Annotated in this window: 26 protein-coding genes and 1 pseudogene; 17 read left to right on the top strand and 10 right to left on the bottom strand. The window is 69.2% G+C overall.

The annotated features are described in order from the left end of the window. Window positions 1–163: 163 nt before the first annotated feature. Window positions 164–1,090, bottom strand: coding sequence for a translation elongation factor Ts (gene tsf / locus MKL20_RS13850; protein ID WP_244037150.1), 927 nt, complete (start codon window positions 1,088–1,090; stop codon window positions 164–166). Between the two features lie 117 nt (window positions 1,091–1,207). Further along, window positions 1,208–2,275, bottom strand: coding sequence for a 30S ribosomal protein S2 (locus MKL20_RS13845; protein WP_243967272.1), 1,068 nt, complete (start codon window positions 2,273–2,275; stop codon window positions 1,208–1,210). A 228-nt stretch (window positions 2,276–2,503) separates the two neighbouring features. Between MKL20_RS13845 and MKL20_RS13840 the strand changes: the two genes are divergently transcribed. Beyond that, window positions 2,504–2,761 carry a CCDC90 family protein gene (locus tag MKL20_RS13840; RefSeq protein WP_243967289.1) on the top strand — a complete coding sequence of 86 codons (258 nt, stop codon included), beginning with the start codon at window positions 2,504–2,506 and terminating at the stop codon, window positions 2,759–2,761. A 319-nt stretch (window positions 2,762–3,080) separates the two neighbouring features. On the opposite strand, the gene MKL20_RS13835 is transcribed toward MKL20_RS13840, so the two are convergent. Next, complete coding sequence (locus tag MKL20_RS13835) at window positions 3,081–3,821, bottom strand: pseudouridine synthase (RefSeq protein ID WP_244037149.1); 741 nt, start codon at window positions 3,819–3,821, stop codon at window positions 3,081–3,083. Next, complete coding sequence (locus MKL20_RS13830; protein ID WP_244037148.1) at window positions 3,818–4,723, bottom strand: class I SAM-dependent methyltransferase; 906 nt, start codon at window positions 4,721–4,723, stop codon at window positions 3,818–3,820. Before MKL20_RS13830 ends, MKL20_RS13835 begins: the two co-directional genes overlap by 4 nt. Before the next feature lie 253 nt (window positions 4,724–4,976). Here MKL20_RS13830 and MKL20_RS13825 point away from each other — a divergent pair, with 253 nt between their 5' ends. Further along, window positions 4,977–7,055 (top strand): prolyl oligopeptidase family serine peptidase, encoded by a 2,079-nt coding sequence (locus MKL20_RS13825; protein ID WP_244037147.1) that lies wholly within the window; start codon window positions 4,977–4,979, stop codon window positions 7,053–7,055. 130 nt (window positions 7,056–7,185) lie between these two features. Here MKL20_RS13825 and era read toward each other — a convergent pair whose 3' ends face one another. The 5 genes from era to MKL20_RS13800 form a co-directional block, all read right to left on the bottom strand. Beyond that, entirely contained in the window at window positions 7,186–8,172 is a 987-nt protein-coding gene (gene era / locus MKL20_RS13820; RefSeq protein WP_244037146.1) for a GTPase Era, read from the bottom strand. Continuing rightward, window positions 8,169–8,933, bottom strand: a complete 765-nt coding sequence (gene rnc, locus MKL20_RS13815; RefSeq protein WP_244037145.1) for a ribonuclease III — start codon at window positions 8,931–8,933, stop codon at window positions 8,169–8,171. The genes era and rnc overlap by 4 nt, the downstream gene beginning before the upstream one ends. A gap of 23 nt (window positions 8,934–8,956) precedes the next feature. Beyond that, window positions 8,957–9,757 carry a signal peptidase I gene (gene lepB, locus MKL20_RS13810; RefSeq protein WP_244037144.1) on the bottom strand — a complete coding sequence of 267 codons (801 nt, stop codon included), beginning with the start codon at window positions 9,755–9,757 and terminating at the stop codon, window positions 8,957–8,959. Window positions 9,758–10,008: 251 nt separating this feature from the next. Beyond that, on the bottom strand, window positions 10,009–10,419 hold the full coding sequence (gene acpS / locus MKL20_RS13805) for a holo-ACP synthase (protein WP_244037143.1): 411 nt from the start codon (window positions 10,417–10,419) through the stop codon (window positions 10,009–10,011). Continuing rightward, entirely contained in the window at window positions 10,416–11,177 is a 762-nt protein-coding gene (locus MKL20_RS13800; RefSeq protein WP_244037142.1) for a pyridoxine 5'-phosphate synthase, read from the bottom strand. Before MKL20_RS13800 ends, acpS begins: the two co-directional genes overlap by 4 nt. A gap of 367 nt (window positions 11,178–11,544) precedes the next feature. Between MKL20_RS13800 and rpsF the strand changes: the two genes are divergently transcribed. From rpsF to MKL20_RS13735, 13 genes are all read left to right on the top strand, one after another. Then, complete coding sequence (gene rpsF / locus MKL20_RS13795; protein WP_244037141.1) at window positions 11,545–12,015, top strand: 30S ribosomal protein S6; 471 nt, start codon at window positions 11,545–11,547, stop codon at window positions 12,013–12,015. 3 nt (window positions 12,016–12,018) lie between these two features. Next, the gene (rpsR, locus tag MKL20_RS13790) at window positions 12,019–12,276 is read left to right on the top strand and encodes a 30S ribosomal protein S18 (RefSeq protein ID WP_091712669.1); all 258 of its coding nucleotides are present in this window, start codon (window positions 12,019–12,021) and stop codon (window positions 12,274–12,276) included. A gap of 127 nt (window positions 12,277–12,403) precedes the next feature. Further along, window positions 12,404–13,438 (top strand): hypothetical protein, encoded by a 1,035-nt coding sequence (locus tag MKL20_RS13785; protein ID WP_244037140.1) that lies wholly within the window; start codon window positions 12,404–12,406, stop codon window positions 13,436–13,438. 41 nt (window positions 13,439–13,479) lie between these two features. After that, a complete protein-coding gene (gene rplI, locus MKL20_RS13780; RefSeq protein WP_243965212.1) occupies window positions 13,480–14,052 on the top strand; it encodes a 50S ribosomal protein L9 in 573 nt (190 codons plus the stop codon). A gap of 297 nt (window positions 14,053–14,349) precedes the next feature. After that, on the top strand, window positions 14,350–15,837 hold the full coding sequence (locus MKL20_RS13775) for a replicative DNA helicase (protein WP_058194725.1): 1,488 nt from the start codon (window positions 14,350–14,352) through the stop codon (window positions 15,835–15,837). Window positions 15,838–15,883: 46 nt separating this feature from the next. After that, a complete protein-coding gene (locus MKL20_RS13770; RefSeq protein ID WP_244037139.1) occupies window positions 15,884–16,381 on the top strand; it encodes a DUF29 domain-containing protein in 498 nt (165 codons plus the stop codon). A 91-nt stretch (window positions 16,382–16,472) separates the two neighbouring features. Next, window positions 16,473–16,922 carry a cupin domain-containing protein gene (locus MKL20_RS13765; protein ID WP_244037138.1) on the top strand — a complete coding sequence of 150 codons (450 nt, stop codon included), beginning with the start codon at window positions 16,473–16,475 and terminating at the stop codon, window positions 16,920–16,922. Window positions 16,923–16,932: 10 nt separating this feature from the next. Beyond that, the gene (locus tag MKL20_RS13760) at window positions 16,933–17,835 is read left to right on the top strand and encodes an SMP-30/gluconolactonase/LRE family protein (RefSeq protein ID WP_244037137.1); all 903 of its coding nucleotides are present in this window, start codon (window positions 16,933–16,935) and stop codon (window positions 17,833–17,835) included. Continuing rightward, window positions 17,832–18,734 carry a VOC family protein gene (locus tag MKL20_RS13755; protein ID WP_244037136.1) on the top strand — a complete coding sequence of 301 codons (903 nt, stop codon included), beginning with the start codon at window positions 17,832–17,834 and terminating at the stop codon, window positions 18,732–18,734. The genes MKL20_RS13760 and MKL20_RS13755 overlap by 4 nt, the downstream gene beginning before the upstream one ends. 98 nt (window positions 18,735–18,832) lie before the next feature. Further along, entirely contained in the window at window positions 18,833–19,066 is a 234-nt protein-coding gene (locus MKL20_RS13750) for a type II toxin-antitoxin system Phd/YefM family antitoxin (RefSeq protein ID WP_244037135.1), read from the top strand. After that, window positions 19,063–19,446, top strand: coding sequence for a type II toxin-antitoxin system VapC family toxin (locus MKL20_RS13745; RefSeq protein ID WP_244037134.1), 384 nt, complete (start codon window positions 19,063–19,065; stop codon window positions 19,444–19,446). Before MKL20_RS13750 ends, MKL20_RS13745 begins: the two co-directional genes overlap by 4 nt. Window positions 19,447–19,509: 63 nt before the next feature. Continuing rightward, window positions 19,510–20,415, top strand: a complete 906-nt coding sequence (gene lgt / locus MKL20_RS13740) for a prolipoprotein diacylglyceryl transferase (RefSeq protein WP_244037133.1) — start codon at window positions 19,510–19,512, stop codon at window positions 20,413–20,415. Further along, window positions 20,412–21,482, top strand: coding sequence for a class I SAM-dependent methyltransferase (locus MKL20_RS13735; protein ID WP_244037132.1), 1,071 nt, complete (start codon window positions 20,412–20,414; stop codon window positions 21,480–21,482). Before lgt ends, MKL20_RS13735 begins: the two co-directional genes overlap by 4 nt. 33 nt (window positions 21,483–21,515) lie before the next feature. Here MKL20_RS13735 and MKL20_RS13730 read toward each other — a convergent pair whose 3' ends face one another. After that, on the bottom strand, window positions 21,516–21,713 hold the full coding sequence (locus MKL20_RS13730; RefSeq protein ID WP_243965194.1) for a fibronectin-attachment protein (FAP): 198 nt from the start codon (window positions 21,711–21,713) through the stop codon (window positions 21,516–21,518). A gap of 147 nt (window positions 21,714–21,860) precedes the next feature. Here MKL20_RS13730 and pgeF point away from each other — a divergent pair, with 147 nt between their 5' ends. Together pgeF and MKL20_RS13720 are read left to right on the top strand one after the other, a co-directional pair. Next, window positions 21,861–22,631: a peptidoglycan editing factor PgeF gene (gene pgeF / locus MKL20_RS13725; protein ID WP_244037151.1), complete on the top strand. Its 771-nt coding sequence runs from the start codon at window positions 21,861–21,863 to the stop codon at window positions 22,629–22,631. 286 nt (window positions 22,632–22,917) lie between these two features. Next, window positions 22,918–23,246 (top strand): annotated as a pseudogene (locus tag MKL20_RS13720) (porin family protein); the annotation flags it as partial.

Here is a 23,246-nt window from a genome sequence, read left to right as displayed (position 1 = left end):
GTGATCGACACAACCGTCTCGATAAGGCGGGCTCCATCCGACCGGCCGCTCCCATCCAGCCTCCTGCCCCTCGCCCAAGCCGTCGTCGCGGTACAAAAGAAAACCCCGCCCGGCTCGCGCCGGACGGGGTCTCGAAATCGTCAGACCGAAAGGTCCGAAAAAATCAGGCGCGGCCGGCCTGCTGGGCGACTTCGGTGGCGAAGTCTGGGCCGTCTTCCTTCTCGATGCCCTCGCCCAGGGCGTAGCGGACGAAGCCCGTCAGGGTGACGGGGCCGCCGACCTTGGCCGAAGCTTCCTTGAGCACCTGGCTGACCGTCTTCGAGCCGTCATGCACGAAGGGCTGCTCCAGCAGGGTGACCTCCTTGTAGTAGCTCTTCAGGCCGCTCTCGACGATCTTGGCGAGCACGTGGTCCGGCTTGCCGGCGTTCTTCTCGCGCAGGATGTTCGACTCACGCTCCAGGGTCGCGGCGTCGACGCCGGAGGCGTCCAGCGCCACCGGGTTGGTGGCGGCGACGTGCATGGCGATCTGGCGACCGAGCGCCGACAGGGCCTCGACGTCGCCCTCGGACTCGAGCGCCACGAGCACGCCGATCTTGCCCAGCCCGTCGGCGACCTGGCTGTGGACGTAGGAGGCGATGACGCCCTTCTTCACCTCGAGCTTGGCGACCCGGCGCAGGTTCATGTTCTCGCCGATGGTGGCGATCAGGCTCTGCAGCTTCTCCGAGACGGTCTCGGTGGCGCCCGGGAAATGGGCGGCCTGGAGACCTTCCAGGGTGCCGTCGGTGTTGAGGGCGATCTTGGCGGCTTCGCGGGCGAAGGCCTGGAAGGCGTCGTTGCGGGCGACGAAGTCGGTCTCGGAATTCACCTCGACGATCGCAGCGTGATGGCCGGCGGACTCGACGGCGACGAGGCCCTCGGCGGCGACGCGGCCGGCCTTCTTGGCAGCCTTGGCGAGGCCCTTCTTGCGCAGCCAGTCGATGGCCGCCTCGATGTCGCCCTGCGTCTCGTTGAGCGCGCCCTTGCAGTCCATCATGCCCGCGCCGGTCTTCTCCCGGAGCTCCTTCACCATCGCGGCGGTGATGTTGGCCATGGCGGTCCCTTTCGTGTGGTCTGGATGAGAGAGGCCCGGCGCGCGGGTGAGCGGCCGGGCCCGATATGGCTGAATTCGCGACGCCCGGATGACGGGGCGTCGCGAGGTTCCGGAGGATCAGGCCGCGGCGGTCGCCTCGACGAAGCCGCGGGCCTGCGAAACCCACGAATCGCGGTCGATGCGGCCGTTGAGCTTCAGGTCGGAATCGACCTTGGCGACTTCCTCCGGCGTCATCGCGGCGATCTGCCAGTAGTGGTAGATGCCGGCATCGTTGAGCTTCTGGACGATCTGCGGACCGGCGCCGTGCAGCTTGGTCAGGTCGTCCGGCGCGCCGCGCGGGGCCGCGAGCAGCTCGAAATGCTCGGTGGTCTCGGAGAGCATCGCCACGTCGGCCGGATCGAGCGCGTCGGACTCGACCGAGACGGCGGCGGCGTCGTTGGCCGGCAGCTCCTCGGCCTGCGGCTCCTCGGAGGCGCCGAGATCGACACCCGACGAGCCCTGGGCGCGCGAGATGCCGTCGATGGCGGCCTTCGCGATCAGGTCGCAGTAGAGCGCGATGGCGCGGCCGGCATCGTCATTGGCCGGGACGATGTGGGTGATGCCGTCCGGGTTGCAGTTGGTGTCGACGATGGCGGCCACCGGGATCCCGAGGCGGTTCGCCTCCTTGATCGCCAGCTGCTCCTTGTTGGTGTCGATCACGAACAGCAGGTCCGGCACTCCGCCCATGTCCTTGATGCCGCCGAGCGCCTTCTCGAGCTTGTCCTTCTCACGGGACAGCATCAGACGCTCTTTCTTGGTCAGGCCCGGGCCACCGGTCTCCAGCGTCTCGGTGACCTTGCGCAGGCGCGAGATCGAGCCCGAGATGGTCTTCCAGTTGGTGAGCATGCCGCCCAGCCAGCGGGAGTTGACGTAGTACTGGGCCGAGCGCTTGGCGGCGTCGGCGATGGTGTCGGCCGCCTGGCGCTTGGTGCCGACGAACAGCACGCGGCCGCCCTTGGCGACGGTGTCGCTCACCGCCTGCAGCGCGGTGTGCAGCGCGGGCACGGTCTGGGCCAGGTCGATGATGTGGATGTTGTTGCGGGTGCCGAAGATGTACGGCTGCATCTTCGGGTTCCAGCGGTGCGACTGGTGACCGAAATGGGCGCCCGCCTCAAGGAGCTGACGCATAGAGAAATCGACGGCCATATCTTTTGTACTCTCCGGTTGGATCCGCCGCGGAGGGATGCAGCCGCCCAAAAGATTCGGACGGCCACCGGAAGACGCCTCATTCAGGCATGAGGCCGGCTCCGCGTGTGGGATGGGCGGGCGCTTAGCAGAGCCCGGAGGCGGACGCAAGGATTCGGGTGATGCGGATGATGATAGCGGGTCTCCAGAGCTTGCAACCCGGCACCTTCGACGCCGATAATACCCGACATGGCGGCCGTGGCATTCGATACGTTGAAATTCGCCCGGACGCTCCGGGACAAGGCCAAGCTCTCACCCGAGCAGGCCGAGGGCTTGGCCGATGCCATGGCCGAAGCGCTTCAGGGCGATCTCGTCACGAAGGCGGATCTGCGCGCCGAGTTGGCGGAAACGCGGGCCGAGATCGTGCGTTGGGTCGCTGGATTGATTGGCTTTCAGACGCTGGCGATCATCGGCGCCGTAGTCGCCCTCGCCCGATCGCTCCACTGAGGCTGCAGCCCAGCGGCAAAGGTTTAAGCGCCAGCCCTTTCGAGGTGTTTGGCTACGTGCGCGTCGTGGGATCGGCGCTCCTGAAAAGATCACGCGCGCCCCTTTCCCGGACAGGTGAAGCGAAGCGGAACCTGATCCGGGACCCAGCACACGAAGCGCCGCGCCAGCGGCACAGGTCGATCAGACGGACGCTTCGCGCCGTCGTTTGCTGGGTCCCGGGTCGCATTCCGCTGGCGCTGCATGCGCCCGGGAAAAGGGCCGTGCGGACCGGCTCGACGCCATGTCCTGGCTGTCAGCCCAACACCTTGAAAGGGCTGGTTCAAGCGCCTGCGAAGACGGCCGTCACATCCGCCTCTGTCATCACCCGGTATTCCCCGGCCGGCAGGTCCGCCGGCAAGTCGAGCCCGCCGACCCGGTCCCGATGCAGCGCCACGACATGATTGCCGACCGCAGCGAACATCCGGCGGACCTGATGGTAGCGCCCCTCGGTGAGCGTCACCGCGCAATGCGTAAGATCCTCCACCTCCAGCTGCACCGGCAGCAACGGGCGCTCCTCGCCCTCCAGCATCAGCGACCCGGACGCGAAGATTGCGGCCTCGGTGCCGTCGAGGGGCCGGTCGAGGGTGACCCGGTAGCGCTTCGCCACGTTCGCTTTGGGGGCGATGATCCGGTGCAGCAGTGCGCCGTCATCGGTGAGCAGCAGCAGGCCCGAGGTCTCCTTGTCGAGGCGCCCGACCGTGGAGAGCGGCGGGTCGCGCCAGCGCCAGCGCTCGGGCAGCAGCCCGTAGACCAGCGGGCCGGCCTCCTTGTGCGAGCAGGTCACGCCCAGCGGCTTGTGCAGCATCAGGCACAGGCCCGGCAGCGGATCGACCGGCGCGCCGTCGATCGTCAGCCGGCTCGGGAGATCGGGGTCGAGGGCGATCCGGTCGCCGGCATCCGCCACTTCCGCGCCGTCCAACAGGATCGCACCGGCCCGGGCCAGACCCTGGATCTCGCGGCGCGACCCGTAGCCGAGATTGGCCAGCAGCTTGTCGAGGCGGACGGACTTCGCGGCCGTCATTTGCGCGCCTCGTAGACCCGGTAGCCCCCAGCCTGCACCGTGACCGAGACGTCGCGGAACGCCGCCGACAGGGCGGTCTCGTAGGGCAGGTGCGCGTTGGCCACGAGCCACAGCGTGCCGCCCTTGCGCAAAGCCTCGGCGGCCCGGGCGATGAACGTCCGGCCGAGCGCCTGGTCCTCGGTGCCGCCGTCGTGGAACGGCGGGTTCATCACGACGAAGTCGAGGCTGCCCGGCACCGTGCCGGCCGCCCGGATATCCGCCCAGACGATCGTGGCCCGCGGGTCGGCGACGTTGCGATGCGCCATCTCGACGGCGCGGCGATCAACCTCGACCAGCGTCAGCGCGGTCACGGCGGGCGAGCCCAGGATCGCCCGGGACAGGACCCCGAGGCCGCAGCCGAGATCGGCTCCCCGCCCCTTCAGCGGCGGGAGATTGGCCAGGAGCAGCGCCGTGCCGGGATCGAGCCGATCCCACGAGAAGATTCCGGGTTGCGTGCACAAAGCGAGGTTGTCGACGTGGCGCGGTCCGCCCTCGTCGATGGCGGCGGTGATCCCAGCCGGTGCGGGCGGCCGCACGAGCCGGCAGATCCGGTGGTGGCGGCGCGGCTCGTCGGCGGCGTGGCATTCGAAAGCCGCCAGTTCCTTGGCCAGCCGGGCACCGCCCCGATCCTTCGGGGCGAGCGCCATCATCCGGCCGCCGGGCACGAGCGCCCGCAACGTATGAGCGAGAACGTAGCGCCGCTCGACCGTGCCGGGCGGCGCCAGCACGGTCGCGGCATCGAGGCTGCCTTCGGACAGATCCTCGAGCCGGGCGGAGCCGGGAATCAGGGGGGAAAACTGGACGGCGTCACCGGGGATCTCGGCGAGATCGACCGGCGGCAGGCCGTAAACGGCGTGGCGCATGAACAATTCAGGATCTGGAGAGCTGGCATCGGAACGCGAATCCACAGCGGAGCGGGAAACCCGCGCCCGACTCGGATCATCCGGGGGGAACGTCGCCTGTTACACTGGAATGGTCCCGGAAGCCCAGCCTTCGGATCCGCGCGGCCCGACATCCGCCCCGTCCGAGCCTTCATCCAACAACCAGGACGTGCGCCTAACCTGCCGCACGCAGGGCCGTTCCCGAATCCCCCAACGCGGGTCTATCGTGGCCGCCATGACCGCTTCGACCGATCCGCGCCCGACCCTCCAGCACCCGGACGACGATCCCTACCTCTGGTTGGAGGAGATCGACGGGCCGGAGGCGCTGGCCTGGGTCGAGGTGCGCAACGCCGAGACCCTGGCCCGCTACGGCGATGCCGCCTTCGCCCGCGACCGCGACACCGCGCGCACCATCCTCGACCGGCCGGAGCGCATCCCGTTCGTCTCGCGCCGGGGCGGGCTGCTCTACAATTTCTGGACGGATGCCGAGCATCCGCGCGGCCTGTGGCGGCGGACCGACGAGGCGAGTTTCCGGGCCGAGGCGCCGACCTGGGACATTCTCCTCGACCTCGACGCCCTGGCCGCCGCGGAAGGTGAGGATTGGGTCTGGGCCGGATCCTCGGTCCTGAAGGACGGGCATGATCGCGCCCTGCTGTCCCTCAGCCGGGGCGGCGGCGACGCCAAGGTCGTGCGCGAGTTCGACCTGACCGACCGCCGCTTCGTGACGGACGGTTTCGTCCTGCCGGAGTCGAAGGGCGGTGCGGCCTGGCTCGACCGCGACATGCTGCTGGTATCGAGCGCCTACGGCGACGGCATGGCCACGCGCGCGGGTTACCCGCGCACCACCCGGATGCTGTCGCGCGGATCGGATCCGCAGGCCGCCGCGGTGTTGTTCGAAGTGCCCGAGACCAGCATGGCCGCATGGGCCTCGGTCGACCGGGAGACCGGCGTCGAGCGGCTCGTTTTCATCGATCAGATCGGCTTCTTCGATACGAAGATCCATCTCGGCGACCGGACTGGCCCGCGCACGCAGCTCGACCTGCCCTCGGACGCGGATGTGCAGATCGATCGGGACCAGATCGCCGTGCGGCCGCGCCAGCCCTGGCATGTCGGCGGTACCGAGCACGCGACCGACACGGTGCTGGCGATCGCCCTGTCCGGGTTCCTCGCCGGAAGCCGCGATCTCACGGTGCTGTGGCGGCCGGACGAGCGGCGGGCGCTCCAGGACGTGTTCTGGTCCGCCGGGCGCCTGTTCGTGCACGCGCTCGACGACCTGCGCCCGGCCTACACGGTCTGCGAGCATACCGGGGGCGTGTGGACGACGCGGCCCCTGGACGGGCTGCCGACCCTGGGCAGCGTCCATGTCTGGCCCCTCGACGGCGACCCCGAGGAGTCGGACGGCACCCTGCTCGCGACCGTGCACGACCCGGTGACGCCCGCGACGCTGCTCAGCATCGCGCCGAGCCTCGAAGCCCCCACGGTCCTGCGCCGGACACCGCCGGCCTTCGACGCGCAGGGCCTACGAGTCACCCGCCACGAGGCGGTCTCGGCGGACGGCACGCGGGTCCCCTACGTCCAGACCGGCCCGGACGGACTGACAGGCGAAGCTCCCGTGTACCTGACCGCCTATGGCGGCTTCCGGGTTCCCCTGTTGCCGAGCTACCAGCCTGTGCTGGGTAAGCTCTGGCTGGAGCGGGGCGGCACGAGCGTCGTCGCCAATATCCGCGGCGGCGGCGAATTCGGAACGCGCTGGCACGATGCCGGCCGCCGGGAGGGGAAGGCTCGCGCGCATGCCGACTTCGCCGCGGTCGCGGCCGACCTCGTGGCGCGGGGCGTGACCCGGCCGGGCCGGATCGCCGCGGAGGGCGGCTCGAACGGCGGCCTGCTGATCGCCAACATGCTGACCCGCTATCCCGAGCGGTTCGGGGCTTTGTTCTGCACGATCCCGCTGATCGACATGCGCCGCTATACCAAGCTTCTGGCCGGGGCGAGCTGGATCGCGGAATACGGCGACCCGGACGATCCGCAGGACTGGGCGTTCCTCGGCGCGATCTCGGCCTACCACACGGCCGAGGCAGGCCGGCCCTACCCGCCGATCCTGCTGGCCACGAGCCGCCGCGACGACCGCGTGCATCCCGGCCACGCCCGCAAGATGGCCCGGAAGCTGAACGCCCTCGGCTACGACGCGGCCTTCTACGAGCCCGCAGCCGGGGGGCACGGCTACGGCAAGGACAATGCCGAGACGGCCGCGTTCCTGGCGCTCGGCCTGACCTTCCTGCGCCGCTCGATCGGCTGGGATGTACCGGAGGCCTAAAATCCTGGTTTCAAAAGGTCTTCGACCTCTTGCGGGTGCAGGGCAGCGCCCTGCTGTCGGGTTTTGCCCGATGGATCAGGGGGCCCGCCCCCGAACCCCGCCAAAGGGCTGAGCCCTTTGGAAACCCGGATCAGCCGCGCGGGAACTCTAACCCCATCTCGCGGTAGCGGGCCGGGTCATCGGCCCAGTTCTCGCGCACCTTCACGTGCAGGAACAGGTGGACCTTGGCATCCGCCGCCTCGGAGATCCCGATCCGGGCCGCCTGCCCGATCGCCTTGATGGTCTGACCGCCCTTGCCGAGCACGATCGAGCGCTGGCTCTCCCGCTCGACGAAGATCGTCTGCTCGATCCGCACCGAGCCGTCCGGCCGGATCTGCCACTGGTCGGTCTCGACCGTGGAGCGGTAGGGCAGCTCCTCGTGGAGCCGATCGTAGATCTTCTCCCGGGTGATCTCGGCGGCGAGCATGCGCAGCGGCGCATCCGAGACCTGGTCCTCCGGGTAGAGCCACGGGCCCGGCGGCATCCGGGCGGCGAGCGCCCGGCGCAGGTCGCCGACACCGTCGCCCTTGAGGGCCGAGATCATGAAGGTCTCGGCAAACGGCGAGGCTGCGTTGAGCTTGGCGGCGAGATCGAGCAGCCGCTCGCGCGGGATCAGGTCGATCTTGTTGAGGATCAGCATCTTCTCGCGCTTCACCTCGCCGAGGCGGCTGAGGATCGCCTCGACCTCCTCGTCCAGGCCCTTGCGGGCATCGACCAGCAGGCAGACCGCGTCCGCGTCGGCCGCGCCGCTCCAGGCCGAATGCACCATCGCCCGGTCGAGGCGGCGCTTCGGCGCGAAGATGCCGGGCGTGTCGACCAGGATGACCTGGGCCGAACCCTCGATCAGGATGCCGCGCACCAGCGCCCGAGTCGTCTGCACCTTGCGCGAGACGATCGAGACCTTGGTACCGACCAGGTTGTTGAGGAGCGTCGACTTGCCGGCATTCGGCACGCCGATCAGCGCGACGAAGCCCGCCCGCGCATCGGCGGGCGTGCCCGGGAGCGCCGTGGGCGTCTTCGGGGCCGGCCGCTCGGTAGGGCCGTCGTCGTGGCCGTCGTCTTGATCGTGTTCGGTCATGCTGTCTCCGTCGGCCCCGTCTCCGGGACGGTGCCGATTCCCTCGCGCTCCATCAGCGCGCGGGCGGCCTCCTGCTCGGCGACACGCTTCGAGGTGCCCTCGCCATGGCCCGGCTCGAGCCCCTCGACCTGTACGGCAATGCGGAAGCGCGGCGCATGATCCGGGCCGGTGCGCTCGACCACCGCGTAGACGGGAATCGGCAGGCCTCGGCCCATCGCCCATTCCTGCAAGGCGGATTTCGCGTCGCGGCCTCGATGCGCCGCCATTGGCTCGGCCGGATGGAAATGCGCCTCGACGATCGCCCGGGCCGCATCGAAGCCGGCATCGAGGTAGACCGCCCCGAGAATCGCCTCGCACACGTCGGCCAGGATCGTCTGGTTGCGCCGGCCGCCGCCCATCACCTCGCCCTGGCCGAGGATCAGGTGCGGCCCGACCTCCCAGGAGGCAGCCACCGCCGCGCAGGTCTCCCGGCGCACGAGCCCGGCGAGCCGGCGCGACAGGTCGCCCTCGTCCGCGTCGGGAAAGGCGGAATAGAGCCGGTCCGCCACGGCGAGCCCGAGCACGCGGTCGCCCAGAAATTCCAGGCGCTGGTAGCTGCCGCCGCGGCCGGTGGCCTTGCTGGTATGGGTCAGGGCCCGGGTGAGAAGGGTCTGGTCGGCGAAGCTGTGGCCGATCCGCTCCTCCAGGACGCCGAGGGGCGGCCTGGGCTTGTGGGAACGCCGCGCCCGGGAAGACGGTCGGGCCTGTCCTGCCTCGTCCAAGTCCGGCTCCAAGTCCGGGCCGGTCAATGGATCGTCGAGAACAGGCGCGACCACCGCACATGGGCCGGCCAGTTCCAGAGCTGCCAGGCCGGCGTGCCCTCGTCGATCGAGAAGAAGATCATCTCGGCGCGCCCGACGAAGTTGGCGAAGGGCACGTAGCCGACGCTGGCGAGGTCGCGCGAATCGGTGGAGTTGTCGCGGTTGTCGCCCATCATGAAGAAGTGACCGTTCGGCACGGTGTACAGCTCGGTCTTGTCCCAGAAGCCGTTGTCGCCGTCGCGCTCGATCACCCGGTGGACGACGCCGTTGGGCAGCGTCTCGAGGTATTGGGGAACCTTGGTCGCCTGGCCGTAGGGATCGGTGGTCTCGTAATCGGCGATTCGCTCGCGCTTGACCGCCTTGCCGTTGATGTTGAGCACGCCGTCGATCATCTGGATCTTGTCGCCCGGCAGGCCGATCACGCGCTTGATGTAGTCGGTCGCGTTGTCCTTGGGCAGCTTGAACACTGCGATGTCGCCGCGCTTCGGCTCGGCCGCCCAGACGCGCCCATCCGCCTGGATCGGGATGTATTCCGACAGCGGCAGCGAGTATTTCGAGTATCCGTACGAGTATTTCGAGACGAATAAGTAGTCGCCGATCAGCAGGGTCGGCACCAGCGAGCCGGACGGGATGTTGAACGGCTGGAACAGCAACGTCCGCACCACGAGGGCGATCAGCAGCGCCTGGATGCCGACCTTCAGGGTCTCGCGGATGCTGGCCCAGGTGCCGGTCTCGGCCTGTTTCATCAGCGGCTTGCCGTCGTGATCCACGCGTGCGCGTTCCATCTTCAGACTCAGATTCCGTCGCCGGAGCAGGCTCCGGCGCTTCCGTTATCGCATGATGGCTTCGGAAAACCGGACCCCGTTTTTCCGCATCATACGCCAGCCGCAAGCGGGGCTCGGCCCCGCCGCTTGCGGCTGATCTGCGGTTGTCCCGAGGAATGCGCCGCAATCGTGTCCGCTGGTGCGGCGGTCTAGACCAAGCGCGAGCCCCCCGCAACGCACGAGGGCGGCAGGCTAATCCACGATCCCGGATCTCACGTAGGCGGCACCGTCGGCAGCGCCTCGATGATCACGAAGGCTTGAGCCATCGGCGGGTCGTCCGTGAGGCTGACATGCAGCCTGCCCTCATGGCCCGGCGGCAACATTTCGGCCAGGCGCGCCGCCGCACCGCCGGATAGCCGCAGGGTCGGCTGGCCGGAGGGGAGGTTCACCACCTCCATGTCGCGCCAGAACACGCCGTTGCTGAGACCGGTGCCCAGGGCCTTGGCGCAGGCCTCCTTGGCGGCGAAGCGCCTGGCGTAGCCCGGGGCGCGGGCGGCGCGCCGGTCGCAGCGCGCCCGCTCGCCATCGGTGAACACCCGGTGCGTGAAGCGGTCGCCGTGCCGCGCCAGGGTCCGCCCGATCCGATCGATGTCGCAGAGGTCCGAGCCGATGCCGATGATCATGGGCGCCGCGCGCGGTCCATGGCCGCCCTCATGTCCCGCACGGCCTGGGCGAGGCCGACGAAGATCGCCTCTGCGATCAGCGCGTGGCCGATATTCAGCTCCCGGATCTGCGGCAGCGCCGCCACCGGCCCGACGCTCTCGACGGTGAGCCCGTGGCCGGCATGGATCTCGAGGCCGAGCCCGGCGCCATGCTCGGCCGCCCGCGTGATCCGCGTCAGTTCGTGGGCGATGCGCGCGTCATCGCCGGCAATGGCGGCCTCGCAGTAGCGGCCGGTATGGAGCTCGACCACCGGCGCCCCGAGGGCCCGGGCGGCGTCCATGATCGCGGGCTCGGGCTCGACGAACAGCGAGACGCGGATACCGGCCTCGGCCAGGGCCCGAATGCGGGGGGCGAGGTGGTCGCGGCCGCCGACGATATCGAGGCCGCCTTCAGTGGTGCGCTCCGCGCGCTTCTCCGGCACCAGGCAGGCGGCGTGCGGCCGGGTCGCCAGGGCGATCGCCACCATCTCGTCGGTCGCCGCCATCTCGAAGTTCAGCGGCACGGTGAGATCGCGCTTCAGCGCGGCGATATCGGTGTCGCGGATGTGGCGGCGATCCTCGCGCAGATGCGCGGTGATGCCGTCCGCCCCCGCCTCGACAGCCAGCAGGGCCGCCCGCACCGGGTCGGGATAGTGCTCGCCGCGGGCGTTGCGCACGGTGGCGACGTGGTCGATGTTGACGCCGAGGCGCTGCCGATCGGAGGTCTTTTCGGAAGTCATGGGCCCATTCGTCCCGGGGCGGCCACGGTCCGGGGCGCCCCTCGAACCGCCGATATGCTGGCGTTGTGCCTCACCGGCAAGACGCACCGGCTCACCGGCCCGTCTGAGGCCCTTCGGTCTTGCCAGACGAGCAAAAACCGCTTATGCGCCGCCCCTCGCGTTCGCTCCGGCCGGGGGCTGAACGGACGGTGCCGCTTGCGGCATAGGGTCTTCACCGACCCGTCGTCCGGTGTCTCCGCCTTCGATCAACCGCTCGGGCCTGCAAAAACGGCTCGAAGGGCTTGGCGCCGAGCGTCTCGCGAATGAACCGGCCCGAACCAGCCGCTTGTCAGCGGCCGGGCTCCTTTTGACACTGAAAGGCCCGAACATGCCTCTCTACGAGCACGTGCTCTTGGCCCGGCAGGACGTGACGTCCCAGCAGGTCGAGACGATGATCGACACCTACAAGGGTGTGATCGAGCAGAACGGCGGCCGCCTCGAGAAGATCGAGATGTGGGGCGTCAAGTCCCTGGCCTACCGCATCAAGAAGAACCGCAAGGCGCATTTCGCGCTCCTCAACATCGACGCCCCCCCGGCCGCCATCGCCGAGATGGAGCGCCAGATGCAGATCTCCGAGGACGTGCTGCGCTTCATGACCGTCCGGGTCGAGGATCTCGATTCCGAGCCGTCGGCGATGATGCAGAAGCGCGACCGCGACGACCGCAAGGATCGCGAGCGCGGTCGGCGTCGCGACGATGACGGCTTCGGTGGCGGCGGCGGCGGCTTCGGCGGCGACCGTCCGGACCGGGGTGATCGCGGTGGCGATCGTCCCGAGCGCAGCTTCGGCGGGGAGGCCTGAGCCATGGCATTTGGTGCTGGTGCTGGTGCGGGCGGCGGACGCCGTCCCTTCTTCCGTCGTCGCAAGACCTGCCCGTTCTCCGGCGCGAACGCGCCGAAGATCGACTACAAGGACGTCAAGCTCCTGTCGCGCTACGTTTCCGAGCGCGGCAAGATCGTCCCGTCCCGCATCACCGCGGTGTCGGCCAAGAAGCAGCGCGAGCTCGCCCAGGCGATCAAGCGCGCCCGCTTCCTCGGCCTGCTGCCCTACGTGATCAAGTAGGTTTTTGATCTCGGCCGGCCCGGCATCTGTCCGGGCCGGTCTTCACAGAGCGATCTGGCATCGCTCGATCGTTGGGGCGCAGCGTCGCCTCTAACCCTGCCGGACGGGCAGCGGGACAGCGGAACCCATGGCACAGCATATCGGCATCGGTATCGGCGCGGGCCTCGTCTCCGCACTCCTGTTCGGGGTGCTGTTGAAGGCGACCCCGCTGGCGATCCTGCTCTACCTCGTGGCACCCCTGCCGATCCTGATCGTCGGCCTCGGCTGGAGCCACAAGGCCGCCCTCGCGGCGGCGGCGGCCGGCAGCGTCGCGCTGGCCCTGGTGATCGCGCCCTTCATGGGCCTCGCCTACGCCGCCTATATCGCCCTGCCGGCCTGGTGGCTCGCCTACCTCACGCTGCTCGGCCGCGAGACGCCCACCGGCCTCGAATGGTACCCGACCGGCCGCCTGCTCGGCTGGACCGCCGCCACGGCCGCCCTCGCCTTCATCGCCATCGCGGTCTTGTCCTCGCCGAACCACGCCGCCTTCGATGCGCAGCTGCGCGGGCTCGCCCGCACGCTGGTGCAGGTGCGCGACCCCGCCGCCCGCCCGACGATCGAGGGCCGCCGCGCCGATACGCCTCAAGCCGAGGCCGGCGATGCCGGTCCGGACGCCACCGCCGAACCGGATGCGGCGCCCAAGACCGATCCGGACGAGGCCGAGGTGACACGGACCGAGGTCGCCGACGCCCTGGCGCGGGTCGTGCCGGCCTTCGCGGCCAACGGGCTCGCCCTGCTCCTGACCTTCTACCTCTGGGCCTCGGCAAGGATCGTGAAGATTTCCGGCCGCCTGCCCCGGCCCTGGCCCGACCTGCCGGCGACCGCCATGCCGCGCACCACCCTGGTGACCCTGGCGGCCGCCGTGCTGATGTGCTTCGCCCCGGGTTTCGTCGGCGTGTTCGGCGTCGCGCTGGTTGGCGCGTTCAGCGCGGCCTTCGCGCTCCAGGGGCTCGCCGCCTTCCACGACCGCTCGCGCGGCCGGCCGGGGCGCGGGCTGATGCTGTTCGGCATGTACCTGATCCTGTTCGTGACCCAGGGCGTCGCCCTGGTGGCACTCACCCTGTTCGGCCTAGCCGACACCGCCCTCGATCGCCGCCGTCCCAAGGACAATCCGGCGCCGTGAGTCCCCGGCCCGTGAGGCCGACCAACTGAAGGAGAAAAACGATGGAAGTGATCCTGCTCGAGCGCGTGGCCAAGCTCGGCCAGATGGGTGAGACCGTGAACGTCCGCCCGGGCTTCGCCCGCAACTTCCTGCTCGCGCGCGGCAAGGCTTTGCGCGCGACGGAGTCCAACAAGAAGCACTTCGAGGCGCAGCGCGCCCAGCTCGAGGCCCGCAACCTCGACCGCAAGAAGGACGCCGAGGCCGTCGCCGAGAAGCTGAACGGCCAGAGCTTCGTCCTGATCCGCCAGTCGGGCGAGTCCGGCGTCCTGTACGGCTCCGTCTCCACCCGCGACCTCGCCGAGGTGGTGGCCAAGGACGGCTTCACGGTCGATCGCGGTCAGTTCATCCTGAACCAGCCGATCAAGACCCTCGGCCTGCACAACGTCCCGGTGGTGCTGCACCCCGAGGTCGAGGTCCAGGTCACGGTCAACGTCGCCCGCAGCCCTGAAGAGGCCGAGCGTCAGGCCCGCGGCGAGTCGGTCACCGAGCGCGAGGCGTTCAACCTCGATGACCTCGGCCTGGAAGTCGGCGCGGCGCTGGCCGATGCCGGCGAAGGCGCCGACGACCGCGGCTGATTTTGGAACAGGGCATGCGCCTTTCCGGGAGGGTCCCGTGGCCCTCGCGGGATGGCGTAGGCCCCATCCCTGTATACCGGTGAACATTGGGGATCATTCGCCCCGAGACTTGACACGTTCCAGTTTTGTTCCAGCATGGACGCCCGCCCCTCGCGAGAGTCGGCGGGCGTCCGTTCGTCCGGGCCGATGCCGGACGAACCGGCCGTCGGCTAAGCTTCGGTAACCTTACCGTGGCCAAGGTCGCGCGGTGTGATCCTGGTGCGCCCGTCCCGGCGCCTGATTCGGAGTCGTCTGCCGATGGCCCTGCCCAATGCGCTCACGGCCAAGCTGGAAGCCGTTCAAGCCGAGTACCGCGTCGCCCCGCACAACATCGATGCGGAGCAGGCGCTGCTCGGCGCCATCCTGGTGAACAACGACGCCTATTACCGGGTGTCGGACTTCCTCCTGGCCGAGCACTTCATGGAGGATGCCCACCAGCAGATCTTTTCGGTGGCGGCGTCCCTGATCCGGGCCGGCAAGCTCGCCACGCCCATCACCATGAAGACCTATCTGGGCGACGCCGATTTCGGCGGCCAGACGGTGATGCAGTACCTCGCCCGGCTGGCGGCCGACGCCACCACCGTGATTAATGCCGGCGCCTACGGCCGGACGATCTACGACCTCGCCATTCGCCGCCGGCTGATCACCATCGGCGAGGATCTGGTGAACGGCGCCTACGAGGCACCGGTCGAGCAGGCGCCCCGCGACCAGATCGAGGAGACCGAGCGGCGGCTCTACGAGCTCGCCGAAGCGGGCAAATACGACGGCGGCTTCCAGAAATTCTCCGACGCGCTCACCGCCGCGGTGGACATGGCCGCCAAGGCCTACCAGCGCGACGGCAAGCTCTCGGGCATCGCCACCGGCCTGTCGGACCTCGATGCCAAGATGGGCGGCCTGCAGCCCTCCGACTTGATCATCCTCGCGGGCCGTCCGGCCATGGGCAAGACCTCGCTGGTGACCAACATCGCCTTCAACATCGCCAAGGCGTATCGCGGCGAGAAGGCGGCCGACGGCACGATGCAGACCGTCAACGGCGGCATCGTCGGCTTCTTCTCCCTCGAAATGTCGGCCGAGCAGCTCGCCACCCGTATCATCGCCGAGCAATCGGGCGTGCCCTCGTACAAGATCCGCCGCGGCGACATCCGGCCGGAGGACTTTTACAAGATCACCGACGCCGCCCGGGACATGCAGACGATCCCGTTCTACATCGACCAGACCGGCGGCATCTCCATCGCCCAGCTCGCCGCCCGGGCCCGGCGCCTGAAGCGCCAGAAGGGCCTGGATCTGCTGATCGTCGACTACCTGCAGCTGCTCTCCGGCTCCGGCAAGCGCAGCGACAACCGCGTGCAGGAGATGACCGAGATCACCACCGGCATGAAGGCGCTGGCCAAGGAGCTGGCGGTGCCGATCATCGGCTTGTCGCAGCTCTCGCGTCAGGTCGAGAACCGCGACGACAAGCGCCCACAGCTCTCGGATCTGCGCGAATCCGGCTCGATCGAGCAGGACGCCGACGTGGTGATGTTCGTGTTCCGCGAGGAATACTACGTCAACAACAAGAAGCCCCGCGAGGGCACCGAGGAGTTCTTCGCCTGGGAGGCGGAGATGAACCGCGTCCACGGCAAGGCCGAAGTCATCCTCGGCAAGCAGCGCCACGGCCCGACCGGCACGGTGGAACTGCAGTTCGACGCCAACATCACCCGGTTCTCGAACCTCGCCCAGAGCGAGCGGCTGCCCGAGCAGATGTGATAGAGTGGCGCCGCCCGTGCGAACGGGCGGCTGCGAGGAGGCGGGCGTGACAGCTCCCAAGCGCGCACCGCAGAAGCTGAAGACGACGCGGTACGAGGACGACGTCCATGCCTGGGCGCAGGAGCAGGTGCATTTCCTGCAAGCGGGCGCCTGGGCGCGCCTCGACATCGAGCACCTTGCCGACGAGATCGCGGACGTGGGTCGCAGCGAACGCCACGCGCTGACCAGTGCCCTGTGCGTGATCCTGCTGCACCTTCTGAAGTGGGACCATCAGCCGACCCGGCGGACGCGCAGCTGGGTGACGTCGATCCGGACGCAGCGCAACGTCGTGGCAGAGCGTCTCGAAGACAGCCCCAGCCTGAAGTCCCGGATCGATGTGCTGGTCGCGCGGGCCTATCACCGCGCGCGCATCGAGGCGGCCGGCGAGACCGGGCTCGACGAGGAGACCTTCCCGCCGGTCTGCCCTTACGATGTCGAGACGATCCTGAATCGGCCGATTCCCTGGCCGCCGAGCGACAACAAGGCCCGACCCCGACGCGAATAGGATCACGCCGGCGGTCTCGCGCCGCCGCGAACCATCGCTAGACCCGGCCGTTGTGCGGAAGACGACTTTTTTCCACCGCGCAGGATCGACGATGAGCGAGCCGACCCCTCCGAAGATGCCGTACTGGCACGTCTATACCGACGCGGACGGGGTGAGCCGCCAGGAGCAATTTTCCATCGCGCGCTTCACGTTCGAGGGGATCAACCCCGAGACCGCGCCGCAATGGAACGACAAGATGGACCCGGCCTCATCGGTGGTGACCTTCACGGTCCTCCCAGTCGGCTGGGTCGGCGAGTGGCACGAGAACCCGCGGCCACAATGGATCGCGATCCTGTCCGGCCGCTGGTTCGTGGAGACCATGGACGGTCACCGGGTCGAGATGGGCCCGGGCGAGCTGATGATGGGCGAGGACCAGAACACCAAGGCGCGCGACGGCAAGAAGGGCCACCTCTCGGGCACCGTGGGCGACGAGCCCTGCACGATGATCGTCACGGGGCTCCAGGTCGAGCCCACCGTGAACCAGCCTGGGCGCTTCAAGTAGGGGCCGCACCATGGACGGCTTCGAGCTGACGCAGCCGCGCTTCAAGGCGTATGTGCTGCCGAACGCGCCGCTGGAAAAGCTCGCCGACGGTTTTCGCTGGACCGAAGGACCGGTCTACTTCGGCGACCGCAACGAACTGCTGTTCTCGGACCTGCCGAACAACCGGGTGATGCGCTGGACCGATTTCGGCGGCCTCAGCGTCTATCGCGAATCGAGCGACTTCGAGAACGGCCATGCCCGGGATCGGCAGGGACGGCTCCTCTCCTGCTCGCATCGCGGCCGGCGCATCCACCGCACCGAACTCGACGGCAGCATCACCAGTCTGGTCGAGCGCTACCAGGGGCGGCGGCTGAACTCGCCCAACGACATCGTCTGCAAGTCCGACGGCACGATCTGGTTCTCGGACCCGCCTTACGGCATCCAGACCGACTACGAGGGCGGCAAGCAGGATTCCGAGCTGCCGGCCGCGCTCTACCGGTTCGACCCGCGTGACGGCGCGCTGCGCGTGGTCGCGGACGATTTCCAGGGGCCGAACGGCCTGTGCTTCTCGCCCGATGAGCGAAAGCTCTACGTGGTCGAGACCGGGCTGCAATTCGCCCCCGAACCGCTCCAGAACATACGCGTGTTCGACGTTGCCGAGGATGGCCACCTGTCTGGGGGACAGGTGTTCTGCACGATCGCCCCGGGCAATGCCGACGGGATACGCTGCGACGAGCACGGCAATCTCTGGTCGAGCGCCGGCGACGGCGTCCACTGCCTCGATCCCGGCGGCGAATTACTGGGCAAGATCCTGGTGCCCTCACCGGTGGCGAACCTCGCCTTCGGCGGCCGCAACGATAGCCGTCTGTTCCTCTGCGCCTCGCATACGCTCTATGCGATCTATACCAACGTACGCGGGGCGCGGCTGCTATGAGCGGCGTTCGAGCGATCGCCGGATTCGGCCGCACCGTCGCGGACCTTGCGGTCACCGAGGCCTTCTATCGGGACGGGCTCGATTTCGAGCGGGTCGCGCCACCGGAGCCGGTGCCGGACGCGCAGGCCGAGGCGATGGGGCTCCAGGGGCGGCGGGCGACGCAGATGCGCCTGCAGCTCGGCGGCCAGACCGTGACGTTCCTCGCGGTCGAACCGCCCGGCGCGCCCTACCCTGCCGATCCGGCCGCGACCGATCCGTTCTTCCAGCACCTCGCGATCCCGGTGCGCGACATGGATGCTGCGATGGCGCGGCTCGCCCGGTTCGGGCCGGCCGCGATCAGCCGGGGCAGCGCGCAGGTCCTGCCGGTTTCCTCCGGGGGCGTCACCGCCTACAAGTTCCGCGACCCGGACGGCCACCCGCTGGAGCTGATCTTCTTTCCCGATGGCTCGCCGGCCGAGCGCTGGCGCGACGCGCCGGGCCTGTTTCTCGGCATCGATCACTCGGCGATAACCGTCACCGACCTCCATGCGGCCCTGGCGTTCCTCACCGGTCCCCTTGGCCTCACGGTCGCGCAGACCGGACTGAACCAAGGCCCCGAACAGGCCCGGCTCGACGGGCTCGACGATCCGGAAGTCGATGTGCTCGCGCTCGAAGCACCCACACCCGCGCCGCATGTCGAGCTGTTGCATTATCGTCGGCCGATTACCCGGCAAGCATCCCCGGCTCCGTTCGACCCGGCCGACTGCGCCTCGACCCGATTCGTTTTCGCGGTGGACGATCTCGAAGGTGTGGTTCTGGCGTTGCGTAGGGTGGGATTCGCGCCGCACGCGTCCAACGATGGCTCAGCAGCCTATTGTGCCGGCCCGGACGGGCATGGGTTCCTGTTCCGCAGCGAATAAGAGAGATCCGGCTGCAAGAGCGCTTGCCCAACGGGCACTTGCCCACGGCTGCGGAGCAGATAGGCTCCGAACTCGGGATTTTGGGAGCGACAGCCGCCATGCGCATCAGCGTTGAAGCCGCTGAAGGTCAGTTGCCGCGTCTGATCGAGGCGGCCTCGGGCGGCGAAGAGGTCGTGCTGGCACGTGGGGACGTGCCGGTCGCACGGATCGTCCCGATCGCCCCATCGTCGTTCCGAATCGGCATTCTGCCACCGCAGGCCCTTGGGCCGGGACCGGATTGGCTCGAACCGATGTCGAATGACGAACTGGCCCTTTGGGAAGGCGAACGGTGAATGCCGTCCTGCTCGATACGCATAGCTGGGCCTGGAGTCTGACGGCCGATCCCAGGCTGTCGGCAGGTGCGCGGAGCGCCATCGCGGCAGCACGCGCGGTGACGGTCAGTCCCGTCTCGTTCTTCGAGATCGCCCAGAAGGTCCGAGTTGGCAAGTGGCCGGAGATGGCCACCTATGTCGATCGGCTGGTCGCGCTGCTCAACCAACAGGGCGGACAGGCTGCGCCGCTGGAACCCGCGATCTGTCTCTCCGCCGGCCTGATGCGCTGGAGCCATCGTGATCCCTTCGACCGGCTCCTGGCGGCCACGGCGCTCTACTACGGCTACCCGCTGGTCTCTGCCGACATCGCCTTCGACGGCACCGTCCCGCGGATCTGGTAGGTCCCGCGCACTTGACGCACCGCCCCTCCGGCGTCCAATCCGGCCGCCCCGGAGGTCAGACCGATGCCGCTCCTCGCCCTGCCCTTTCCGGCCATCGATCCGGTGGCGCTCGCGATCGGGCCGATCACGATCAAATGGTACGCGCTCGCCTACATCGCCGGTCTGATCGGCGGGTGGTACTACGCGCGCCGCCTCGTCATGGCCGACAGCCTGTGGGGCGTGGTCAAGCGCCCGCAGGTGGTCGATATCGACGACCTCGTCGTCTGGGTGGCACTCGGCGTCGTGCTGGGCGGCCGGATCGGCTACGTGCTGTTCTACAACCTGCCGATGTACATCGCCGACCCGATGGAGATCCTGGCGATCCGCAACGGCGGCATGTCGTTCCACGGCGGCTTCCTGGGCGCGATCCTGGCCTTCCTGCTGTTCGCCCGGGCCAAGAAGCTCAACGGCTACACGCTGCTCGATATCGGCGCCGTGGTCGTGCCGATTGGCCTGTTCTTCGGGCGGATCGCGAATTTCGTGAACGGCGAGCTCTGGGGCCGGGTCGCGCCGGATTTCCCCTACGCGATCGTATTCCCCACGGGCGGGCCGCTGCCGCGCCATCCGAGCCAGCTCTACGAGGCGGCCACCGAGGGGCTGCTGCTGTTCATCGTCATGGCGCTCGCCGTCCGCCGGTTCGGCTTCCGCAAGCCCGGCCTGCTCGGCGGCATCTTCGTCTTCGGCTACGCGCTGTCCCGGACTGTCTGCGAGTTCTTCCGCGAGCCGGACCGGCAGCTCGGTTTCCTGTTCGGCGACCATCTCGGGCCGATGGGCGGCGGCGTGACCATGGGCATGCTGCTCTGCGTGCCGATGATGATCGTCGGGCTCACCTACATCGTCCTGGCGGGCACGGGCCGGACCCGTCCGCGCAACCCCGTGGCGGCTGCGGATCCGCAGGAGGCGGCGCCCGAGGCGCCCGCGAAGGCGTGACGCCGCTCGGAGCCGAGATCGCGACGCTGATCCGCCATGGCGGGCCGATCGGCGTCGACCGCTACATGGCGCTCTGCCTGGGCCACCCGGTCCACGGCTATTACCGCACCCGCGATCCGCTCGGGGTGCAGGGCGATTTCACCACGGCGCCCGAGATCAGCCAGATGTTCGGCGAGCTGCTTGGCGCCTGGGCGGGCTACGTCCACGGCCAACTCGGCCGGCCGGACCCGCTGGTCCTGGTGGAACTCGGTCCCGGCCGGGGCACGCTGATGGCGGACGCCCTGCGCGCCCTGCGGGCGGCGGCCCCGGGCGCGGAGGTGCGGCCGCATCTCGTCGAGACCAGCCCGGTGCTGCGGGCGGTGCAGGAGCGAGCCCTCGCTGGCACCGGCGCGACTTGGCACGCCGGGATCGAGACCCTGCCCGAGGGCCCGGCGATCCTCCTGGCCAACGAGTTCTTCGATTGTCTGCCGGTACGCCAGTTCGAGCGCCGCCCGACTGGCTGGCATGAGCGCCAGGTCGGCCTCGGTCCCGAGGGTGATCTCGTCTTCGGCCTCGCCCCGGAGGCAACCCCGGGCCTCGACGCCGACGGCCCGGAAGGCGCGCTGCTGAGCGTGCCGGCAGCCGGCCTCGCGCTGACGCGGCAATTGGCCCGGCGCCTGCGTGAATCCGGCGGTGCCCTGCTGGCGATCGATTACGGCCATGTCCGACCGGGCTTCGGCGACACGCTCCAGGCCCTGTCGGGGCATCGCTTCACCGACCCGCTCGCGGCGCCGGGCGAAGCGGATCTCACGCACCATGTCGATTTCGCCGCCCTGGCGAAGGCCGCACAGGCAGAGGGTGCGAGCGCCCACGGACCAGTGTCGCAGCGGGACTTCCTGCTGACGCTCGGTCTGAACGCGCGGGCCGAGCGCCTGAAAACCCGCGCCACCGCGGCTCAGGCTGCGGCGATCGATGCGGCCGTCCAACGGCTCACGGATACGAGCCGAGCCGGCATGGGCAACCTGTTCAAGGTCTTGGCCGTGACCGGCCGGGATCTCGGGCCGCTACCCGGATTTCCCGAAGCCTGAGGCTCGGTCTCCGGGCGGCGGCTCGGGATGTCGTCAGCCGAACGAGCCGAACCCCGCATCGGAGGCGCTCGGCGCCCGCGGCGTCGGAGGTGCGGGCGGGTTCGGATCGGAGGGGTCGAAGGCGCCGGGCTCACGCTCGACGGGATGCTCGGCCGCGTTCTGGCTCCGGCGCTCCGGAGCCTCTTGCGCGGCGGTCTCGATCGGGGAGTCGTTCTCGTTCCGTCGTGACATTGCGATCCTTCTCGGAATGAGTCCGGGACCCGGACTCATGCTGCAATGCAGCAAGAATCTGACGGTTCCACGACATCGTCAAGGGGCGGCCATTCCGGTATCGAGTGCGACACCAGGACCGCCAGGGAGCCGACCGTGACCGCAGGCATGTTTATCGAGGCGCCGGAACTTTCCTCGCACGCCGGCATGCGCCACGCCTTCTTCACCCGGGTCGGCGGCGTCTCGGAGGGCATCTACGCCACGCTCAACGGCGGGCTTGGCTCGCAGGACGTCCCCGAGCGCGTCGGCGAGAACCGGACGCGGATGTGCGCCCAGCTCGGCCTGCCGCCGGACCGGCTCGTCAGCCTGTATCAGGTCCATTCCGCCGCGGTGGTCACCGTCGAAGCGCCGGTCCCGGCCGCGGACCGCCCCAAGGCCGACGCCATGGTGACGCGGGTGCCCGGCCTCGCCCTGGGCATCGCCACCGCCGATTGCGGGCCGATCCTGTTCGCCGATCCCGAGAACGGCGTGGTCGGAGCCGCCCATGCCGGCTGGAAGGGCGCGCTCACCGGGGTGATCGAGGCGACGGTGCGGGCCATGGAGGCGCTGGGTGCCCGGCGGCGGCAGATCGTGGCCGTGCTCGGGCCGACCATCGGCCCAGCCTCCTACGAGGTCGGCCCGGACTTCATCACGCGCTTCCGCACAGAGGCCCCCGGCATGGAACGCTTCCTCGGCGCCGGCACCCGCGCGGGACACGCGCAGTTCGACCTCCCGGGCTTCATTCTGGCCCGGCTCGGCGAGGCGAACATCGGCGAAGCCGCGATGCTCAACCTCTGCACCTATGCCGACCCGGAGCGGTTCTACAGCTACCGCCGGACCACGCATCGCGGCGAAGCCGATTACGGACGCCTGATCTCGGCCATCGCGCTGACGCCGTGACCCCGGCCGAATCCCCAAGCGGAGCCATTGTCGTCCAAGGGGGTGCGACACTTTGTCAAACCGCCGCGGCGAAAAAAAGCGTGGCCGTAAGCGAACCTTGACCATTCGAGCGCGTTTAGACGCACAAGGTGCCGGGGAAAAACGGCGGATTGCCATAAGGGGCCGCGATGAGCGGTCGGCGATACCGCAGAGCGCAAAGCGCCCTGGAACCGCTGGAAGACAGCCAGATCCGCGTTCCGTGTCGGCCTTATGAAGCCGGTGCGGGACCACCAGTGAGGACCAGATGATGAAATCCCTGCTTCGCGCCACCACCGCCCTTGCGGGCGTCGCCCTCGCCGGCTCGGCCTTCGCGGCCGACCTGCCGCGCCGCGCCGCCCCGCCGCCGGTGTTCACCCCCGTCCCGGTGTTCACCTGGACCGGCGCCTACTTCGGTATCAACGCCGGCTACGCCTTCGACGCCAGCAGCCGCTCCAATAATTCGACCTTCGTCGTGCCGGGCGGTGTCGGCCTGACCAACGGCCCGGCCGCCGTCGCCACCTTCCGCAACCGCAGCCAGGACGGCTTCTCCGGCGGCGCCCAGGTCGGCTACAACTATCAGTTCACCCCGGGCTCCGG

Source organism: Methylobacterium sp. E-066, assembly GCF_022829635.1.
In the GTDB taxonomy this organism is placed as follows: Bacteria; Pseudomonadota; Alphaproteobacteria; order Rhizobiales; family Beijerinckiaceae; genus Methylobacterium.
Note: the sequence above shows the minus strand (reverse complement) of the source record. Positions and strands in the feature narration are given on the sequence as shown.

Excerpts from the sequence above, each read along its gene's own strand:
- tsf (WP_244037150.1), bottom strand. The coding sequence starts at position 1,090 with ATGGCCAACATCACCGCCGCGATGGTGAAGGAGCTCCGGGAGAAGACC.
- MKL20_RS13845 (WP_243967272.1), bottom strand. The coding sequence starts at position 2,275 with ATGGCCGTCGATTTCTCTATGCGTCAGCTCCTTGAGGCGGGCGCCCAT.
- MKL20_RS13840 (WP_243967289.1), top strand. The coding sequence starts at position 2,504 with ATGGCGGCCGTGGCATTCGATACGTTGAAATTCGCCCGGACGCTCCGG.
- MKL20_RS13835 (WP_244037149.1), bottom strand. The coding sequence starts at position 3,821 with ATGACGGCCGCGAAGTCCGTCCGCCTCGACAAGCTGCTGGCCAATCTC.
- MKL20_RS13830 (WP_244037148.1), bottom strand. The coding sequence starts at position 4,723 with ATGCGCCACGCCGTTTACGGCCTGCCGCCGGTCGATCTCGCCGAGATC.
- MKL20_RS13825 (WP_244037147.1), top strand. The coding sequence starts at position 4,977 with ATGACCGCTTCGACCGATCCGCGCCCGACCCTCCAGCACCCGGACGAC.
- era (WP_244037146.1), bottom strand. The coding sequence starts at position 8,172 with ATGACCGAACACGATCAAGACGACGGCCACGACGACGGCCCTACCGAG.
- lepB (WP_244037144.1), bottom strand. The coding sequence starts at position 9,757 with ATGGAACGCGCACGCGTGGATCACGACGGCAAGCCGCTGATGAAACAG.
- acpS (WP_244037143.1), bottom strand. The coding sequence starts at position 10,419 with ATGATCATCGGCATCGGCTCGGACCTCTGCGACATCGATCGGATCGGG.
- MKL20_RS13800 (WP_244037142.1), bottom strand. The coding sequence starts at position 11,177 with ATGACTTCCGAAAAGACCTCCGATCGGCAGCGCCTCGGCGTCAACATC.
- rpsF (WP_244037141.1), top strand. The coding sequence starts at position 11,545 with ATGCCTCTCTACGAGCACGTGCTCTTGGCCCGGCAGGACGTGACGTCC.
- rpsR (WP_091712669.1), top strand. The coding sequence starts at position 12,019 with ATGGCATTTGGTGCTGGTGCTGGTGCGGGCGGCGGACGCCGTCCCTTC.
- MKL20_RS13785 (WP_244037140.1), top strand. The coding sequence starts at position 12,404 with ATGGCACAGCATATCGGCATCGGTATCGGCGCGGGCCTCGTCTCCGCA.
- rplI (WP_243965212.1), top strand. The coding sequence starts at position 13,480 with ATGGAAGTGATCCTGCTCGAGCGCGTGGCCAAGCTCGGCCAGATGGGT.
- MKL20_RS13775 (WP_058194725.1), top strand. The coding sequence starts at position 14,350 with ATGGCCCTGCCCAATGCGCTCACGGCCAAGCTGGAAGCCGTTCAAGCC.
- MKL20_RS13765 (WP_244037138.1), top strand. The coding sequence starts at position 16,473 with ATGAGCGAGCCGACCCCTCCGAAGATGCCGTACTGGCACGTCTATACC.
- MKL20_RS13760 (WP_244037137.1), top strand. The coding sequence starts at position 16,933 with ATGGACGGCTTCGAGCTGACGCAGCCGCGCTTCAAGGCGTATGTGCTG.
- MKL20_RS13755 (WP_244037136.1), top strand. The coding sequence starts at position 17,832 with ATGAGCGGCGTTCGAGCGATCGCCGGATTCGGCCGCACCGTCGCGGAC.
- MKL20_RS13750 (WP_244037135.1), top strand. The coding sequence starts at position 18,833 with ATGCGCATCAGCGTTGAAGCCGCTGAAGGTCAGTTGCCGCGTCTGATC.
- lgt (WP_244037133.1), top strand. The coding sequence starts at position 19,510 with ATGCCGCTCCTCGCCCTGCCCTTTCCGGCCATCGATCCGGTGGCGCTC.
- MKL20_RS13730 (WP_243965194.1), bottom strand. The coding sequence starts at position 21,713 with ATGTCACGACGGAACGAGAACGACTCCCCGATCGAGACCGCCGCGCAA.
- pgeF (WP_244037151.1), top strand. The coding sequence starts at position 21,861 with ATGTTTATCGAGGCGCCGGAACTTTCCTCGCACGCCGGCATGCGCCAC.